The following is a 15,459-nucleotide window of genomic DNA, read 5'->3' on the forward strand; positions in this document are numbered from 1 at the left end:
GCCTCCCATCAATCAAATCAACGGGAAACACCGAATCACAACTCACCGCGCCGGGGGAATCCCCGGAGAGTCAGAAAATTCGGCAGCTGGTATAAGAGCCAATGGGGTTTACCGGCGTTCCCCCGGCACAGAGCCGCCACGCGCCAGTTTTCCGGGGCTGGAAGTGATGGCTCAGGGCATGGCCTTTCCGACTCCCCAAAGACTCGCTGAGGCCACCGCTATCTCCGCAGTACGATCTAGCGTCCATCTGCTAGACCAGCGCCAGCGGGTCTCCAGGGAGCGGGAAGCGGCAACCTAGACCGCCGCCCCAAACCAACTGACCGAAAAAAACAGGGCGTGACCCTCTGAGGGCTGCCCTGTAGTTGGTTGTGGTGGTCTCAGCGGGAATTTCACGCAACCGCTCAATACTGCCAGGAGCGCCAGGATTTCCCTAGTTATTTCACGTTTCAGCCTATTAAGATGAAGAAATCTGAAATTTCCCCCCTATAACCCCCCTAATCTAAGCGTTAACTGAAGCAGTTACGGAGTAACTATCTCACAAAACGCTGGGTTGCGTCTCACAAAACGACGCCGCGAGACCTAAAAGTCTGAGTTTTGCTCTTCCGTCTCATCCCGGCCTGCGCGCAAGCACTCGTTCCATTCGCTCTTCGTTATCTCCCCGCTCACTATCGCCTTGTTTTTGTGACGGGTTACTGCTGTCTGGCTTAGCCCCAGGTCCGCCGCGATTGCCACCTGAGTCTTGTGGCGGCAGGACCGCACCGCCTCTACGACGGCCTTCATTTCGCTACTCGCGGTGGCCCGGGTGCTCCAGACCGTCCGCCCTGTGCCGTCCGCCCCGAGGTGCATTTCGGCGTCTCGCGTGGCCGCCGTGGGCTTCCCTCGGTACTTCGTCCAGGCTAGCTCAAAGGCCGCCCCATCGGTAACATTATGGCCGTCCAGGCGCTTCAGCCCCATGATAACCTCAAAGGTCGTCGCCAGCTTACTACTGCCCCGATAGTCATTACCCGCCTTTCCGGCGTGATGCACAAGGATACACGCTACGTTTGCCTGTTTGAGCTGCATCAAGAATGACAGAATAGGGTTCATCGCCGCCGCCTCGTTCTCATCGGCCACTTCGGCTAAAGTGCTGAAGTTGTCCAGGATCACTAACTCGGCCCCTGTCTCCCGCACTCTCGCCATGATCGCATCTTGCCCCTCCTCATCGGCCAAGTTGGGAAACCGCGTGTCCGCCTGCTGGTCCTGCCGGGAGAGTATGACGAGATTGCGTCGCGCCGCCTCCATATCTATCCCCTCCACGGTATCCTTCAGCATCTCCAGGCGTTCCTTCAGGTCTTCGATGTGCATCTCGCCGTCCACCAGCAGCACCTTGCGCGGCGTCTCGGCTTCCCAGCCCGCCACCTTGCCGCCGCCCGCTACGGCCAGCGCTAGGGTATTCACCAGCATGGTCTTGCCGACACCCGTGGGAGCCCATAGTAGGGCGCTCTCCGCTGACCGCAGCCATGGAGACAGCAGCACCGCACGGGGCGGAAACTGGCGGTCTAGCAGGGCGCCAAGCGTTGTCGTTTGCAGGCGCGCCGCCCGCGTGGTCTTATTCGTCATGTTATCCCTCTGAAAACGAAAAGAGCCCCGCAGCGTCACCGCCGGGGGCTCAGGGTTAATCTCTTGCTTGATCTACCGGGCAGTTTTGGGCCTCTGCATCGCGGGCTTTTCTCCGGCAAGGCCGTAGAATAATCGCTACGTCATATCTGTTTCAGTGTTTTCCTAAAGGATAAGCATAACAGTAGCAGTCACAATACGACTACGTTATGATCTGGCTGCTTTACGCCTTCTCTGGCCCCGTTAAGCAGTGAGTTAGCGCCTTTTCGTGACTTCGGCGTAGGCAGCCTAAAGCGGGCTTCAGCGGCTTCTTAGGGCGTGTGCATGACTCCCCTTAATGGCAAAATGTTGGGGAGGCGGTACTTTTAAACAGCGCGGTTATTCAGTAGGAACGTCTTTACAATCAGGCGAAACGAGGGCGGGCTGGCGGCTTCTCGGTTCGTAATCCGCTATGCAATGGAGTGTTTATGTCCCCGTTCTCATCATTCGCCGTTCGACTCTTGGTCTTCGTTCCACTTATGGCAACGCTGCCCGGCTGCGTTCCGCAAATGGTCATGAACTCAATGGACCACCAGCATTATTCGGATTACGTTGTTAAAACGGAACAGATCAATTTAGACAGGCAGAAAGCAGGCCTTCAACCCGTAGCAATAATGACATTCGGGCAGTGGAAGGGTAACTCCTGATAGGCGGAATGACCGCCGAAGCGGCCCGCTGGGCGGCTCTGTTTTTTTGCTGAAGGCGCGCGCCGTGAGACTGCCCGGTCATCGGACAAACCAGAAAGCTGCCGGGCAGATGGCGGGGCTGCGATTAGCAGTGCGCGCCCCGCGCGCCTCCCGTAGACTCGCTTAGCGGGGTTTGAGCGGCTGGCGGTTATGAGCTGCAGGAATGGCACAACGGGCCTGTACGACTTCCGCTGCCGCTCTACGCGCCTGTGTGATACTCCACGATAACGATTGACATATACACCGCCGCAACTATTCCACCGGGCTTTGTGTTTTAACCCTGCGGCGGCGCGCCTGGACGGCTTTTGTCTGCTTTCCGCAACCCTCCCGGCCGCATGCCGAAAACCCGCTGACACCCCCCCCCCGCCCGCAGCGGGAAACGGCATGCCAGCGGTGGGATGGCGGTTAGACGGCCACCCGTGGCAGCGCTTTGCCGCACTGCGCCACCTCGGTCTCGATCTTATACAGCGCCGCCTCCAATGTCGGATGACATGACGAGACCTCGGCATCAAACCGGCCAAGCCGCCGCCAGTGCGGCCTTGGTGCGGGCTGAGATCATCCGCCGTTCCTCGTCAGCCACCACTGCCATGATGCCGATGGTCAGACGGTTAGCGTGCGGCATATCCACGGCCACGAATTCCACCCCGGCCTTCTCCAGACCCAGGAGAAACCCAGCGTCACGGCTTAGCCGGTCCAGCTTGGCAATGAGCAGCTTTGCCCCGGTCAGACGGCAAGCCCCAAACGCCGCCACCAGCTTGGGCCGCTCGCTATTCTTGCCGCTCTCCACCTCCACGAATTCATCTAGCAGCGTCCTAGCGCCACCATTGAGATACTGAGCGATAGCGTGGCGCTGCGCCTCTAGGCCAAGACCGCTCTGGCCCTGTTTAGCCGTGGACACCCGCAAATATGAAATGAAATTCCCGTCTGTCATAACACCTCACAACTGAAGCACCGTTCGTTGACTGGGTTGTGACACGGCAGAATCGGCGTGACTTGAGTCAATTTGGAATCCCTACGATTCCGACAACGCATGACTCGGGGCGCTACATTGGCAATGTCTTTGCTCATGCATAGCTCTGGATTGCGTCGCGTTGTACGGTGCGTCATCCATGCGCAACCGTGAAGCTGGTTCACTGCATTGCTTGCTTTGTTGTCGTCTCGAATGATGGCCGGACAATGCTGCAATGAATTTCATTCGCTAAACGGCGCGCCGATTGATTGCGCGAACGATGATGACCGAACGAAAAACGCGGCGGCGCGCGCCGTATGGGGTAGGGGTAGTTTGCGAGGACTTCAAAAAACCGACATTTGGTTGTTGTTATTGTTGTTCTACGCTGGGCTTTCATCATTGAGCCTTCTGCATCTGTTCGATTAGGCTAATCGTTGCATCAATAATCTGATCTCTGGGATTATCCACACAGTAGTGTGCAAGATAATCCTGCTGCGCTTCTTTGGGGTATCCCTCCGAATAAAGGTCCAGAGGGTTTTTGTTTAAGTCCACCATGCGAACGTTATTCCAGGCGGCCATGTAGCCCTGCGCCCATGACATAACGACGATTTGAGTAGCGACCTCATTCCCACCGCCGCTAGCCATCAGTGCTGTGAACTGGGCGCACTTCATTGCGCCGATTTCTCCGGCAAACTCAGGTTGTTCATCCGAAGAGTCCGCCCAAGCTGGGAAGCCCGCCAGAAGCCCTAAAATAGCCACTGTAGAGAGAATGTAGGGACGCATAGGAAGCCTTTTTGTCGTTACAAATTATTTGCGAGCGTAGGGATGCACTGCGACTTGGTTAGGGTCAACATCATGGCCGCTGTTTTAGAGGTATAACGGCCCGCCCCTCCTTGCGGATGTGTACATACAGGTGATACATAGCCCCCAGAAGGGTTCGGCCACACCACTCTGATTTGAAACGACTTTTCTATCCAGGCAAGCACTCGGGGGAGGCTTCGAGTCCCCCCACCCGCACCAGAGACCTCGCCGGAGGGCTCCCGCCAAAAAAGGCGGTGCCCGGAAGCACCGCCAAGTTTAGGGAGGAAACGTAACTACGAGCATAAGCAGCGATAAACGCTCAGAGTTACAGTTTGGTTTAAAATTCCACCGTCCACTACTCTAAAAATTCAGGCACAAGGGTGTCAGCGCGCCTGCACCTGCTCGGAATAGATCCGCGCGGGGGGAATGCCGCGATCATTCGCGACCTGGGTGACGGCTTCCATGAGCCGGGGCGGGCCGCAGAGGTAGATATCGGGCTGCCCGCTGGCGCCATCCAGATATCGCGCCAGCGCATCGGCCGCGGTGCCGGTGAAGCCAGCCCAGCCGGGCTGGGGATGCCAGACGGCGCAGCAGATGGTGAGGTTCGGCAATTGCGCGGCCAGCGCCGCCAGCGGGGCGGCGACGCCAAGCTCGGCCTCGGTATTGGCGCCGAAGATGAGATGCGTGGGCTGCGTGTCCCCAAAATCGGCCAGATGGCGCAGCATGGAGAGCAGCGGCGCGAAGCCGCAGCCGCCGCCGACCAGGATGCGCGGGCGGGGGCTGGTCTCGTCCAGCACGAAACGGCCAACCGGGCCGCGCAGGCTGAGGGTGTCACCCGGTTTGGCGGTATGCGCGAGCCAGGAGGAAAACGCGCCGCCCGGTTGCAGGCGGATGAGAAATTCCAGCGTGCCGTCCCAGTTGGGCAGATTGGTGAGCGAATAGGCGCGCTTGATCTCCGTGCCGGGAATGGTGACTTCCATATACTGGCCGGCGGTGAAATCCGCCGCCGTGCCGAATTCAGGGTCCGGCTGCAAAGTGAGCGTGAGGGTGACGGCGCCGCTGCCGGCGGGGATGATGGAGGCGATAACCGCCGTGCGGGTGGGGACACTGTGCTGGCTGATGCCCGATTGCGGATAGGGCAGCTCGATGGTCAGCGCCGATTGGGGCATGCACAGGCAGAGCGGGATGGCGCCATCCGCCGCCGCCGCGCCCGGGCCGCCGCGCAATGTGTAATCACCTTGCGTGACCTGCGCCGAACACAGGCCGCAGCTGCCCTCATGGCACATGGCGGGGAGAAACAGCCCGGCGGCCTCAGCGGCTTCCAGCACTGTTTCGGTGGCGGATGCGGCAAGGTTGAGCTTCGCGCCGTCGCGCGTGATCAGCGTGATCTCAGGCATATGGGTATCCTTGCAAGGGGAAGACAAAGCAGCGCCGGGATGGACTGGGAAGAACCACCCCGGCGCTCTCTGCGCTACTCCGCGGCGATGCGGGGTGCGAGAGCGGCTTGAATATCAGCCTCGGCGGTGGTGATGGGCAACACGCCGAACTGGTTGACGAGAATGTCCAGAATGGCCGGGGTGAGGAAGGCCGGGAGCGTCGGCCCGATCCTTACGTTGCGTACGCCCAGGGCCAGCAGCGTGAGGAACACGGCGGCGGCCTTCTGCTCAAACCAGGAGACGACGAGCGAGAGCGGCAGCTCGTTCACCCCGCAATTGAACGCACCGGCCAGAGCCGTGGCGATGACCAGGGCTGAGTAGCTGTCGTTGCACTGGCCGATGTCCAGCAGGCGCGGCAGACCGCCGATGGCGCCAAAATCATGGCTGTTGAAGCGGTATTTGCCGCAGCCCAGCGTCAGGATCATGGTGTCGCTTGGCGCCTGCTCGGCGAACTCGGTGAAGTAGTTGCGGCCAGGGGCCGCGCCGTCACACCCGCCGATGAGGAAGAAATGCCGGATCGCGCCGGATTTCACCGCCTCGATGACCTCGCCCGCCGCGCCCAGCACCGCCTCGCGGCCAAAACCGACGGTCAGGGTTGGGCCTTCAACCGTTTTGGTGAAGCCGGGCAGCGCCTTGGCCGCCTGGATGACGGCGCTGTAGTCGCCGTTGGCGATGTGGCGGATGCCGGGCCAGCCCACCGGGCCGGCGGTGAAGATACGGTTGCGGTAGAGCGGCTGCGGCTCGATCAGGCAGTTCGAGGTCATCACGATCGGGCCGGGGAAGGCTGCGAATTCAATCTGCTGGTTCTGCCAGGCGCCGCCGTAATTGCCAGCCAGGTGCGGGTATGCGCGCAGCTTGGGGTAGCCGTGGGCGGGCAGCATCTCGCCGTGCGTATAAACATTGATGCCGGTGCCCTTGGTGGCTTCCAGAAGCTCATGCAGGTCGCGGAAATCATGCCCCGAGATCAAAATCGCCTTGCCCTCAACCGGGGTGGTGCGCACGGCATGCGGCGAGGGGGCGCCGAAGGTGCCGGTGTTGGCGGCGTCCAGCGTTTCCATGACCTTGAAGTTCAGGCGGCCGAGCGCAAGGGCTTCTTCCAGCATGTCTCCCAGATCGGTGGGGTTGGAGGCCAGAACGTCCAGCGCATGGGCGACGCCGATGGCGATTTCATCACGCGATTCGCCCAGAACCTCGGCGTGATGCGCGTAGGCGGCCACACCTTTCAGGCCATAGAGCAGCAAGGCGCGCAGGCCGATCACATCCTCCCCCACGACATCGCGCCCGGCGATGACGCTGGCGGCACTGGCCTGGGCGAGCAGGCCGGTGATGTTATCGGCCGGAACAAAAGCGGCGGCGCCGGTGAGGGTTTCGGGCTGCTGGCCGGCGGCCTTGGCGGCGGCCTCATAGGCGGTGCGCAGACGGTCGCGCAGGCGGGCAGCCTCGGCGATCATCTCAACAAAGCGGGCCCGGTTGAAATTGACGTTGGTGAGCGTGGTGAACAGGCCGTAGAGGATGAAGCTGTCGGCTGGGACGTCGGCAACGCCCAGCTTGCGCAGGCGCGACACATACTGGCCGATGCCCTTGAGCTGGTGGATCAGCACATCCTGCAGGTCGGCGGTTGCCTCGTCCTTGCCGCATACACCCTTATCCGTGGCGCAACCGGCACCGGCCGGCCCGCGCGTGGTCTGCTCGCACTGAAAACAAAACATGAATCGAAATTCCCTTGTGAAAAACGGACGAAAAAGAACCCCCGCGGGATGCGCCCGCCTTGGCGCCCTAAAAGGCGTATTTCAAATACATGTATGATCCGGACCAGGCTTTGATCTAAATCAAATAATGCAGAACCAGCCCCTTCCAGAGCTGTTGCGCACGGTGCCAATGTTCACGGCGTTGGATGTTGGATGTTGGATGCAGAATTGCTGAAACAGCTTGCCGCCACGGCGGCGGTGAACGAGGCGGCGGCGGAAGCGATCAGACGGTTTCAAGGTCCGGCAGTCCGGCTGCGTAAAGCTGCGCCTCGCGGTTGATCAGCACATCGGCCAGATACCAATAAGCCTCGCCCCAGGCGCCAAGCACTGTCTCATCCACCGCATCGCCCAGCACATCCTTGATCGCGGGCAGCAGCGCATTGGCGACCGCCGGGTAGTGTTCCGGCTTTATCGAGGTCTCGACATGGCGGACGGCCATGCGCTCCACCGCCGAGGTCAGCGCGCCCATGTTGTCCACATTTTTCGCAAACGCCAGAATCGCGCCCGCCAGCCGCTTCGGCTGCTCGCCGGAGACCTGCGCCGCCTGGTCAAACAGGGCTTTGATGGCGGGATCTACAAACAGGCGCTCATACATCCGCGAGGTGATGGCGACACCGTGCTGCTGCAGCGCCGGGGCGGTGGCTTTGATGATGGCGATGGTCTCGGCTGACAAAGGCTTGCTCATGATTTCACTCCCCGGGCGCGTTCATGCGGCCGGTGCAGGGGTTGCCGGTTAATATATGTATATTAAATACATATATTAACCGGCGCCTTGAGCCCGTCAAGCATATCGGCGTATGCTCATCAGGCATGCACCTTACCCGGTATACTGATTATTCCCTGCGGGTTTTGCTCTATCTGGGCACCCATGAGGACCGCGTGTGTTCCGTCTCCGAGATCGCCCGGACTTATGACATTTCACAGAACCATCTGATGAAGGTGGTGCATAACCTGGGCCGGGCCGGATATGTGAAAAGCGTGCGCGGGCGCCTCGGCGGCGTGCGTTTGGCCAAGCCGTGCGAGGAGATCAACATCGGCGCCGTGGTCCGCAGCATGGAGGAGGATCTGCAACTGGTGGATTGCGGCTCCTGCCTCATCGCCCCCGCCTGCGGCCTGACCAGCGCGCTGAACAAGGCGTTGTACGCCTTTATGACCGTGCTGGATGGCTACACATTGGCGGAGTTGATGAAGCAGCGCGGCAGACTGGCCCGGCTGCTGGACCTGGGGCCGGCAGAGCGCTGATTTTCAGAGCGCGACGACATCTCATATCATCACGCCAACGAAGCAAGATCCGCTCAGGGTCCGCCCTTGATCCGGTGCGCGCTGCCTCCTTATAGAGTCCTATAGGTTGCGCACTTGATGTCGATCAAGGCTGATGGCGGCAAAGATGATTAATACGAATAACAGGCAACAGATTTTACAAGGGGTGGTTCGATGTCTCGTTGGTTACTCGGCACAGCGCTTAGTCTGGCATTTTCCGGCGCCGCCCTGGCGCAAACCGGCTCAAATGTAAATTCGGGGCTCAATTCCGATTCACACGCGATGTATGGTCCAAATATTAACGTGGTGAACGGCATCAACGCCAACGGCACGCCGCGCCAGCAGTCGCCGGGGGCCTCCATGACCAACGGTGCCGGCAACTCGACCATGACCCCAGGGGTCGCCGGAACCCCCAAGAGCAAGTCCGGCCCGGCGCCGAAAATCACCATCACCAAACCCACGATCTCGGGCGCCGGCAACAGCGGCACACCCTAAATTACGGGGCGCATGCAAAAGGGGCTGAACGCGGGATTCCTGGGAATCCGGGTTCAGCCCCTTTGTTTGATCAGTGCGCGCTGCGCTCCACCGGGCGCACCCATTCGCTGAGATGCGGCGTCAGCTCATGGTCCGGGGTTTTCACCAGATCCTTCGCCAGCGTGCCGATGATCCGGCCGGACGCCGCGGAATCCAGCGCCGCGCGGATCGCCTGGAGGGTATGCGCGGGGGCGGCGATGACCAATTCGTCGAACGTCTCCGCCTTTGCCGCGCCATTGATCTGATGCGCGACATGACGCGCGAATTTCTCTTTGGCCAGATCGTGCAGATCATGTTCCGGCGCGATTGCGTGATGCGCCGACGAGCCTGAATGAAATGAGGCGCCGGGATGGTCCGAGCCGAGATCCGCCGAGCGCTTATGCGCCTCGCTCGAACTCAGGGCGACCTCGGTGTAGAGCGCGTTATCCTCTTTCGGACGAACGAAGCGGGCGTGCTCGCCATCGGCTATGACAACGAGAAGCCGCAAATAATGAGGCATTTTCCTGATCCTTTCTTGTCTTGGTTGTTCAAGCCCGGCCAGCGCGCGGCAGATGCGCCAGGGCGCGCACAATGTCCGCGCGGCTGACAATGCCCACGACACGCCCATCCTTGAGCACCGGCACCCGCTTGATGTGATGCTCGGCCAGCAAATCCGCGATTTCGCCCAGCAAGGCCGTCTCTCCCACGCTGATCACCTCCCGCGTCATCAGATCCGCGGCCTTGCGGTTGTCCTGCTTGATGTACTCCAGAAAATCCGGTGCCAGATCCTCGCCCTCGGCCAGCATTTCCAGCCACCAGGCGCGGCGCATCTGGTTCTTGGCGCCGAACGGGCGCATGATATCGCCCTCACTTACCATGCCCAGCAGCTTGCCTTGCGCATCCACCACCGGGGCGGCGCTGATGCCGTGCCGGGCAAGCTGCCCCGCCACCACGGACACGGCATCCGAGGGATGCACGCTGATCACCTTGCCGGTCATGATTTCAGCCGCGGTCATCAAGGCCGGGGCGACAGATTTTTCGGACATGAATATCCCCTCCATGCGGCGGGCCCGCGCCGGATAAGTCCAGAGCCAAGCAGATCTTGTTAGAAGCCTAACATAATCTCTTTACACGGCGCAGTGTTACACTGACGATAAAATTGCACATTGATTTCAATCAAAAGCGGATGCCCAGGCCATGCCCTACGCCAGCAACAGCGACCTGCCGCCAGCCGTCCGGCAGCACCTGCCCGAACACGCGCAGGATATTTTCCGCGCGGCGTTCAACCACGCTTATGCGGCCCATGCAGACAGCGCGCGCCAGGAGGAAGCCGCGTTCAGGATTGCCTGGGCGGCGGTGAAACATACCTACACCAAAGCCGGCGATGACTGGGTGAGGCTTACAAGCCAGGATGAGTCTCCGTGAAGGCACAGAGGCGCGGCAATATGGCGCCACGCCACACCGCGCCGTGAAACAGACCGAAATGGCCGATTTCCTCCTGCACATGATGCGCGCGCAATACCTCCGGCAACGCGCGGCACAGCGTGTGGGCGGCTTGGGTCTGGCCACGCCCGGCGATATCGTCCTGCGCCGCTTCGATGGTCAGCAGCGCGGTGCGGGTGATCGCGCCCGGGTTCACCGCCCTGTCCTGCCATGTCATCCGGCCTCTGGCCAAGGCGTTATCGCAGAACACCTGGGCCTGTGTATCGAGGAAAAACTCGCCGGGAATGTCCACCGCTGAGAGCAGCAGGCGGATGAACGGGTGCCCGGCAATGTCGCCGCCGTCGTCATGCAGTAATTTCCTGAAAACCTCGCCGCCGCTCAGCATGTGCCGGCTGACGTAGGCCAGCATCATCATCTCCTGCAGATGCGCCGGATAGACCAGCCGGCCATGCCCCGGTTCGGAGGCGGGCACGCGGCTCAGAACCTGGCTTATGAATGTCTCCCGTGAGTAGCGGCGCATCAGAATATCAACGCGGGCGGGGTTGAGGCTGGTGTCGAGCTTGCCGCCAAGCAGCATCAGGGAGGCGGGATGCGCCGGCCCGCCCTCAGCCGCCAGCAGCGCGGTGGCGGCCAGCGCGGGCAGCGCGGACTGGCAAAGCCCGAGCAGATGCGTGCCGGCACCAAGGCAGCGCAGCGCAGCCAGCACGCTGGCGATGTTGTCCGCAAGGCCGAAGGGCCCCTCGGCCGCCGGGATATTCACCGGGTCCGCCCAGAACAGCCCATGCAGATCAAATTCCGGCAGCAGGCAGCTCAGCATGTCATGCAGCACCAGGGCGCGGGTGCCCGAGAGCGGCGCCACCAGCAGCAGCCGCGGCGCGGCGGCGGGGCGCGCATAGCTGAAACGGCGCAGCGAGAAGAACGGCGTTTCCATCAGTATGCTCTCGGCCACCGGGCAGTCGCGCCCGCCGCAGGGCACATGCCGGGTGATGACGCGGCCAAGGAAAACCTCATCCGCCCACGGAAGCGAATACGATGGTGCCAGTCTGGCCGCCATGTTTCCTCCTTTTCAGCGGTCGAGTTAAGCACATCGCGGCCCGCGCCGCCATGATGCACATCAAAAAACAACCCGGTTGCGCCTATATAATTTCCCGGCTCGCCATTTCACCTGCTGAAAGCTCGATGATTTCCGCGGTGATCTCCTCCTGGCGGACCATGCGCTGCGCCGCGCGCAGGATCTCAAGCTGACGCTCCACCTGCTGGTGCGCCGCGGCCATGGCCTCCATGCGGGCTTGGTTCTCCGCCGCGAAGCCGTGCAACGCGGCGCTGCAAAGCTGGGCGTGGAGGTAGTCCGCCATCAGCCCGCGCAACAGCGCCTCGGGCGCAAGGTTGAGCAAGGGCTGCCCGCCGGGCGGCGCGGGGGGAATGGAAGTGAGACCAAACGGCAGCAGCCGCTGGCGCTCCACGGTGATCATCTGACCAGGCCGGGAGCGGCTGAACAAGGCGTCGATCTGATTGAGCCCGGCGGCGGCGATGCGCTGGTAGAGGGCCTGGGCGATGTCGTCGGCGAGGCGGGGGATGCCGGCGGAATGGGCGGGCAACGGGCTGCTCCAACCGGGGGTGAGGCCGCGCTCGCGCGCCGCAGCAAAGCCGCGCGTGCCGATGAGGAAGAGGCTGGAGCTATGCAGCCCTGGCCCGGCGGCATCCAGCACATGCTCGCTAAAGGCCCCGGCAAAGCCTTGTTCTGCGCAAAAGAGCACCAGCGCCGGGCGGGGCGGGCCAGTGTCGCCGCCAGCACCGGCCGGCGTAAGGCTGAGCACGCGGCCAATGGCCCCAGTTATCCCCGCGGCGTAGCGTTCCACGGCGGCAAGTTGGCCGCGCGCCTGCTGCGCCCGCGCCCCGGCGATGCCGCGCATCGCGTTCATCACCGCGCCAAGCTGGCTTATGCCCTCGATCCGCGCGCTGATGCCAGCCAGGCGCTCCGTCATGGACTGGCCGCGAAACTCTGCGCGTAAGCCGCCAGCGCGGCGAGCAGGGCGGCCTTGGCGCCGTTGTTCAGTGCGCCGGTTTGCTGGAGCTCCCGCAGGAGCTGCGGCGCCTCGCGGTCCAGCATGGCGCGCAGCCCCGCGCGGAACGCCTCGATGACGGGCAGCTCCAGCGCATCGAGCAGGCCAGCCTGCACGGCGGCCACCAGGGCAACCTCCTCGTCCAGGCGCAGCGGCGCGTGTTGCGGCTGGCGCAAAATAGCGCGGATTCGCGCGCCGCGTGTAAGCTGGCCGCGCACCCGCGCATCCGGCACGCCGCCGAAGCGCGAAAACATCTCCAGCTCCAGGAACTGAGCATAATCCAGCCGCAGCGTCTCCGCCGTCTCGCGCAGGGCGGGCGCCTGGGTCTTGCCGCCGACACGGCTGACGCTGGTGGCCGCATCGACCGCGGGCTTATGGCCTTCATGGAACAATTTGCTGCTCAGCACGATCTGACCGTCGGTGATGGAGATCAGATTGGTCGGGATATAGGCGGAGAGGTTGCCTGCATCCGTCTCCGCGATGGGCAGCGCCGTGAGCGAACCGCCGCCCATCCGCGCATTGAGTTTCGCCGCGCGCTCCAGCAGGCGGGCATGCACATAGAACACATCGCCCGGGTACGCCTCCCGCCCCGGCGACTGACGGGTGAGCAGCGCGATTTCGCGGTGGCTGGCGGCATGTTTGGTGAGGTCGTCGATCACCACGAGCACATGCCGGCCCTGGTCGCGGAAATATTCTCCCATGGTGACCCCGGCAAAGGGCGCGATCCATTGCAGCCCCGGCGCGCTGGACGCCTCTGCGACGACGATGAGGCTGCGCGCGGGCGCGCCCCGGCTGTGAATGGCGTCGATGGCGCGGCGCACGGCCGAGGTTTTTTGGCCGACGGCGATGTAGATGCAGATCATGTCGCTGTCGCGCTGGCTGATGATGGTGTCGATCGCGATGGCGGATTTGCCGCTGGCGCGGTCGCCGATGATCAGCTCGCGCTGGCCGCGCCCCAGGGCAAACAGCGTATCCACCACCAAAAGCCCGGTCTGCACCGGCTGGGTGACCAGTTCGCGGTCGATGATCGCGGGGGCCGGGCGCTCGGTGGGCATGAGGCGCTCAGCCTGGACCAGGCCTTTGCCGTCCAGCGGGCGGCCCAGGGGGTCCACCACGCGGCCCAGCAGTTGCGGGCCAACCGGCACGCGCACCACATCGCCGGTGCCGCGCACGGCTTCCCCGGCCTGGATTGTATCGGCATCGTCAAACAGCACGCAGCCGATGCGCGTGCGCTCCAGCACCTGGGCAAATCCAAACTGGCCGGAGGCGAATTGCAGCAGCTCGTCCAGCCGGACATCGGGCAAGCCGGAGATGAGGGCAACGCCGTCGCCCACCTCCTCGACACGGCCAATCTGGTCAGCCCGCGCGCCGAGTTGAGCGCCACCCAGTTTTACACTCGCCGCGGCGAGCCAGGCGTCCGGGAGGGAGGGAGATTTATCCGTCATGGATGAGGTCTTGCTCAATACGGTCAAGATCGGCGCGCCAGCTGTTGCTGATGCGCAGATGCGGGCCACGCAGTTCCAGCCCGGCAATCAGCGCGGGCTCGGTTATGAAGGTAACGCGCGGCGTGGCGCCTAAAGCGGCGCTGATGCGCGCGGTGATATCGGACTGCGCGGCGGCGGAAATTTCCGTGGCGCTGACAGCCTCCAACGCCGCCACCCGGCGGGCGGCCGGTGGCAATGCCTGTATCTCGTGCAACAGAAATTCCAGAAACGCCGCCTGCACCGCCTCACCCTGCAGCCGGGCGGCGAGGCGCGCGGCAATATCCACCGCCAGGCGGCTGGCGCGCTCGCGCCACGCCTGGGCGGCGGCGGCCTGCTCGGTTTGCATGGCCGCGCGGGCTTCCCGCCGCAGCGCCTCGGCCTCTTGCGCCGCCTCGGCCAGCAAGGCGGTGCGGGCGGCGGCGGCCTGCGCATGCGCCTGGGCGAGAAGCGCCGCGCGCTCCTGAGCGAACCCCGCGCGCGTCTCGGTGATTTCCGCCAAAGCCGCCTTCGCCGCCTCGTCTTTAGCGCCGGCATCCGCCAGCAGGGCCTGTGCGGCGGCGCGGCGCTGTTCGATCATGTCCGCCACGGGACGCCAGAAAAAGCGCGCCAGCAGCCAGACGAGGATCAGGACGTTGAGGGCCTGCAGCCCCAGCGCCGCCCAGTCGATGCTCATGGCGTCATTTCAGCAGCGGATTCGCGAACAGCAGCAGCAGCGCGATGACCAGGCAGTAGATCGCCATGGTCTCGATCATCGCAAGACCGACGAAGAGCGTGCGCGAAATGGTGTTTGCCGCCTCGGGCTGGCGGGCGATGGCGTCCATCGCCGCGGCCACCGCCCTGCCCTCGCCCAGTGCCGGGCCGATGGCGCCAAAGGAGACCGCGAGCGCGGCGGAAATAATGCTAGCAAACGCCAACCAGTTCATGGGGGAGCCTTTGTGCTGGGGGTTTCAGGTTTGGCCTCGGCAACCGCCCCGGCGATGAACACCATCGCCAGCACGGCAAAAATATAGGCCTGCACGGCGCCGGTCAGCAGGTCGAGCGCCATCAGGGGGATCGGAATCAACAGCCCGGCGAGCGAGAGCACGATGCCGATCACGAACACCCCGCTCATGACATTGCCGAACAGGCGCACCAGCAGCGAGAAGGTGCGCGTCAGGGTCTCGATGAAGTTAAGCGGGATCATAATGGGGTTGGGAAAGGCGAAACTGGCCAGATACCCGCGCACACCCCCGGCGCGCACGCCAAACCAGATGACCGCGATAAACACCAGCAACGCCAGCGCCGCGTCGGTCTCCAGATGCGCGGTGGGCGGCTCCACGCCGGGCAGCAGCGAGGACCAGTTGGCGGCGAAAATAAACACGAACAGCGTGCCGATGAAGGCGCGGTAGGGCCCCGGCTCCACGCGCATGGTGTCGCGTATCTGGCTGTCCACGGTGGACAC

17 protein-coding genes are annotated in these 15,459 nt (G+C 63.0%); 3 read left to right on the plus strand and 14 right to left on the minus strand.

Annotated elements, in window-relative coordinates; genetic code table 11:
- Positions 1-579: 579 nt before the first annotated feature.
- From HKL97_RS04465 to HKL97_RS04490, 6 genes are all read right to left on the minus strand, one after another.
- The gene (locus tag HKL97_RS04465; protein WP_291422904.1) at positions 580-1,599 is read right to left on the minus strand and encodes an AAA family ATPase; all 1,020 of its coding nucleotides are present in this window, start codon (positions 1,597-1,599) and stop codon (positions 580-582) included.
- A 1,230-nt stretch (positions 1,600-2,829) separates the two neighbouring features.
- Positions 2,830-3,252, minus strand: coding sequence for a recombinase family protein (locus HKL97_RS04470; protein ID WP_363238364.1), 423 nt, complete (start codon positions 3,250-3,252; stop codon positions 2,830-2,832).
- Positions 3,253-3,666: 414 nt separating this feature from the next.
- Entirely contained in the window at positions 3,667-4,053 is a 387-nt protein-coding gene (locus tag HKL97_RS04475) for a hypothetical protein (RefSeq protein ID WP_284257514.1), read from the minus strand.
- Positions 4,054-4,454: 401 nt separating this feature from the next.
- Positions 4,455-5,468, minus strand: a complete 1,014-nt coding sequence (locus HKL97_RS04480; RefSeq protein WP_291422905.1) for a 2Fe-2S iron-sulfur cluster binding domain-containing protein — start codon at positions 5,466-5,468, stop codon at positions 4,455-4,457.
- 74 nt (positions 5,469-5,542) lie between these two features.
- The gene (gene hcp, locus HKL97_RS04485; RefSeq protein WP_291422906.1) at positions 5,543-7,216 is read right to left on the minus strand and encodes a hydroxylamine reductase; all 1,674 of its coding nucleotides are present in this window, start codon (positions 7,214-7,216) and stop codon (positions 5,543-5,545) included.
- Between the two features lie 262 nt (positions 7,217-7,478).
- A complete protein-coding gene (locus HKL97_RS04490; protein ID WP_291422907.1) occupies positions 7,479-7,940 on the minus strand; it encodes a globin domain-containing protein in 462 nt (153 codons plus the stop codon).
- Between the two features lie 125 nt (positions 7,941-8,065).
- Here HKL97_RS04490 and HKL97_RS04495 point away from each other — a divergent pair, with 125 nt between their 5' ends.
- Together HKL97_RS04495 and HKL97_RS04500 are read left to right on the plus strand one after the other, a co-directional pair.
- Positions 8,066-8,497, plus strand: a complete 432-nt coding sequence (locus HKL97_RS04495) for an Rrf2 family transcriptional regulator (RefSeq protein WP_291422908.1) — start codon at positions 8,066-8,068, stop codon at positions 8,495-8,497.
- A 192-nt stretch (positions 8,498-8,689) separates the two neighbouring features.
- Positions 8,690-9,010, plus strand: a complete 321-nt coding sequence (locus HKL97_RS04500) for a hypothetical protein (protein WP_291422909.1) — start codon at positions 8,690-8,692, stop codon at positions 9,008-9,010.
- Positions 9,011-9,080: 70 nt separating this feature from the next.
- Here HKL97_RS04500 and HKL97_RS04505 read toward each other — a convergent pair whose 3' ends face one another.
- On the minus strand, positions 9,081-9,548 hold the full coding sequence (locus tag HKL97_RS04505) for a host attachment protein (protein WP_291422910.1): 468 nt from the start codon (positions 9,546-9,548) through the stop codon (positions 9,081-9,083).
- 28 nt (positions 9,549-9,576) lie between these two features.
- The gene (locus HKL97_RS04510) at positions 9,577-10,074 is read right to left on the minus strand and encodes a CBS domain-containing protein (RefSeq protein ID WP_291422911.1); all 498 of its coding nucleotides are present in this window, start codon (positions 10,072-10,074) and stop codon (positions 9,577-9,579) included.
- 151 nt (positions 10,075-10,225) lie between these two features.
- Here HKL97_RS04510 and HKL97_RS04515 point away from each other — a divergent pair, with 151 nt between their 5' ends.
- Complete coding sequence (locus tag HKL97_RS04515; RefSeq protein ID WP_291422912.1) at positions 10,226-10,453, plus strand: ChaB family protein; 228 nt, start codon at positions 10,226-10,228, stop codon at positions 10,451-10,453.
- On the opposite strand, the gene HKL97_RS04520 is transcribed toward HKL97_RS04515, so the two are convergent.
- The 6 genes from HKL97_RS04520 to HKL97_RS04545 all read right to left on the minus strand — a co-directional run.
- Positions 10,428-11,525, minus strand: coding sequence for a hypothetical protein (locus HKL97_RS04520; RefSeq protein ID WP_291422913.1), 1,098 nt, complete (start codon positions 11,523-11,525; stop codon positions 10,428-10,430). The two genes, HKL97_RS04515 and HKL97_RS04520, sit on opposite strands and share 26 nt — an antisense overlap.
- A gap of 82 nt (positions 11,526-11,607) precedes the next feature.
- Positions 11,608-12,456, minus strand: a complete 849-nt coding sequence (locus HKL97_RS04525; RefSeq protein WP_291422914.1) for a F0F1 ATP synthase subunit gamma — start codon at positions 12,454-12,456, stop codon at positions 11,608-11,610.
- Entirely contained in the window at positions 12,453-13,979 is a 1,527-nt protein-coding gene (locus tag HKL97_RS04530) for a F0F1 ATP synthase subunit alpha (RefSeq protein WP_291422915.1), read from the minus strand. Before HKL97_RS04530 ends, HKL97_RS04525 begins: the two co-directional genes overlap by 4 nt.
- Positions 13,969-14,691, minus strand: a complete 723-nt coding sequence (locus HKL97_RS04535) for a F0F1 ATP synthase subunit delta (RefSeq protein ID WP_291422916.1) — start codon at positions 14,689-14,691, stop codon at positions 13,969-13,971. Before HKL97_RS04535 ends, HKL97_RS04530 begins: the two co-directional genes overlap by 11 nt.
- A gap of 4 nt (positions 14,692-14,695) precedes the next feature.
- Complete coding sequence (locus HKL97_RS04540; RefSeq protein ID WP_284258675.1) at positions 14,696-14,941, minus strand: F0F1 ATP synthase subunit C; 246 nt, start codon at positions 14,939-14,941, stop codon at positions 14,696-14,698.
- On the minus strand, positions 14,938-15,459 hold a 522-nt coding region (locus HKL97_RS04545; protein WP_291422917.1), incomplete at its 5' end, for a F0F1 ATP synthase subunit A. The genes HKL97_RS04540 and HKL97_RS04545, both read right to left, overlap by 4 nt.

Origin of the sequence: Acidocella sp., assembly GCF_013044125.1 — a bacterium.
Taxonomy (GTDB): domain Bacteria; phylum Pseudomonadota; class Alphaproteobacteria; order Acetobacterales; family Acetobacteraceae; genus Acidocella.

Excerpts from the sequence above, each read along its gene's own strand:
- HKL97_RS04510 (WP_291422911.1), bottom strand. The coding sequence starts at position 10,074 with ATGTCCGAAAAATCTGTCGCCCCGGCCTTGATGACCGCGGCTGAAATC.
- HKL97_RS04495 (WP_291422908.1), top strand. The coding sequence starts at position 8,066 with ATGCACCTTACCCGGTATACTGATTATTCCCTGCGGGTTTTGCTCTAT.
- hcp (WP_291422906.1), bottom strand. The coding sequence starts at position 7,216 with ATGTTTTGTTTTCAGTGCGAGCAGACCACGCGCGGGCCGGCCGGTGCC.
- HKL97_RS04515 (WP_291422912.1), top strand. The coding sequence starts at position 10,226 with ATGCCCTACGCCAGCAACAGCGACCTGCCGCCAGCCGTCCGGCAGCAC.
- HKL97_RS04500 (WP_291422909.1), top strand. The coding sequence starts at position 8,690 with ATGTCTCGTTGGTTACTCGGCACAGCGCTTAGTCTGGCATTTTCCGGC.
- HKL97_RS04535 (WP_291422916.1), bottom strand. The coding sequence starts at position 14,691 with ATGAGCATCGACTGGGCGGCGCTGGGGCTGCAGGCCCTCAACGTCCTG.
- HKL97_RS04480 (WP_291422905.1), bottom strand. The coding sequence starts at position 5,468 with ATGCCTGAGATCACGCTGATCACGCGCGACGGCGCGAAGCTCAACCTT.
- HKL97_RS04530 (WP_291422915.1), bottom strand. The coding sequence starts at position 13,979 with ATGACGGATAAATCTCCCTCCCTCCCGGACGCCTGGCTCGCCGCGGCG.
- HKL97_RS04490 (WP_291422907.1), bottom strand. The coding sequence starts at position 7,940 with ATGAGCAAGCCTTTGTCAGCCGAGACCATCGCCATCATCAAAGCCACC.
- HKL97_RS04520 (WP_291422913.1), bottom strand. The coding sequence starts at position 11,525 with ATGGCGGCCAGACTGGCACCATCGTATTCGCTTCCGTGGGCGGATGAG.
- HKL97_RS04540 (WP_284258675.1), bottom strand. The coding sequence starts at position 14,941 with ATGAACTGGTTGGCGTTTGCTAGCATTATTTCCGCCGCGCTCGCGGTC.
- HKL97_RS04465 (WP_291422904.1), bottom strand. The coding sequence starts at position 1,599 with ATGACGAATAAGACCACGCGGGCGGCGCGCCTGCAAACGACAACGCTT.
- HKL97_RS04525 (WP_291422914.1), bottom strand. The coding sequence starts at position 12,456 with ATGACGGAGCGCCTGGCTGGCATCAGCGCGCGGATCGAGGGCATAAGC.
- HKL97_RS04470 (WP_363238364.1), bottom strand. The coding sequence starts at position 3,252 with ATGACAGACGGGAATTTCATTTCATATTTGCGGGTGTCCACGGCTAAA.
- HKL97_RS04475 (WP_284257514.1), bottom strand. The coding sequence starts at position 4,053 with ATGCGTCCCTACATTCTCTCTACAGTGGCTATTTTAGGGCTTCTGGCG.
- HKL97_RS04505 (WP_291422910.1), bottom strand. The coding sequence starts at position 9,548 with ATGCCTCATTATTTGCGGCTTCTCGTTGTCATAGCCGATGGCGAGCAC.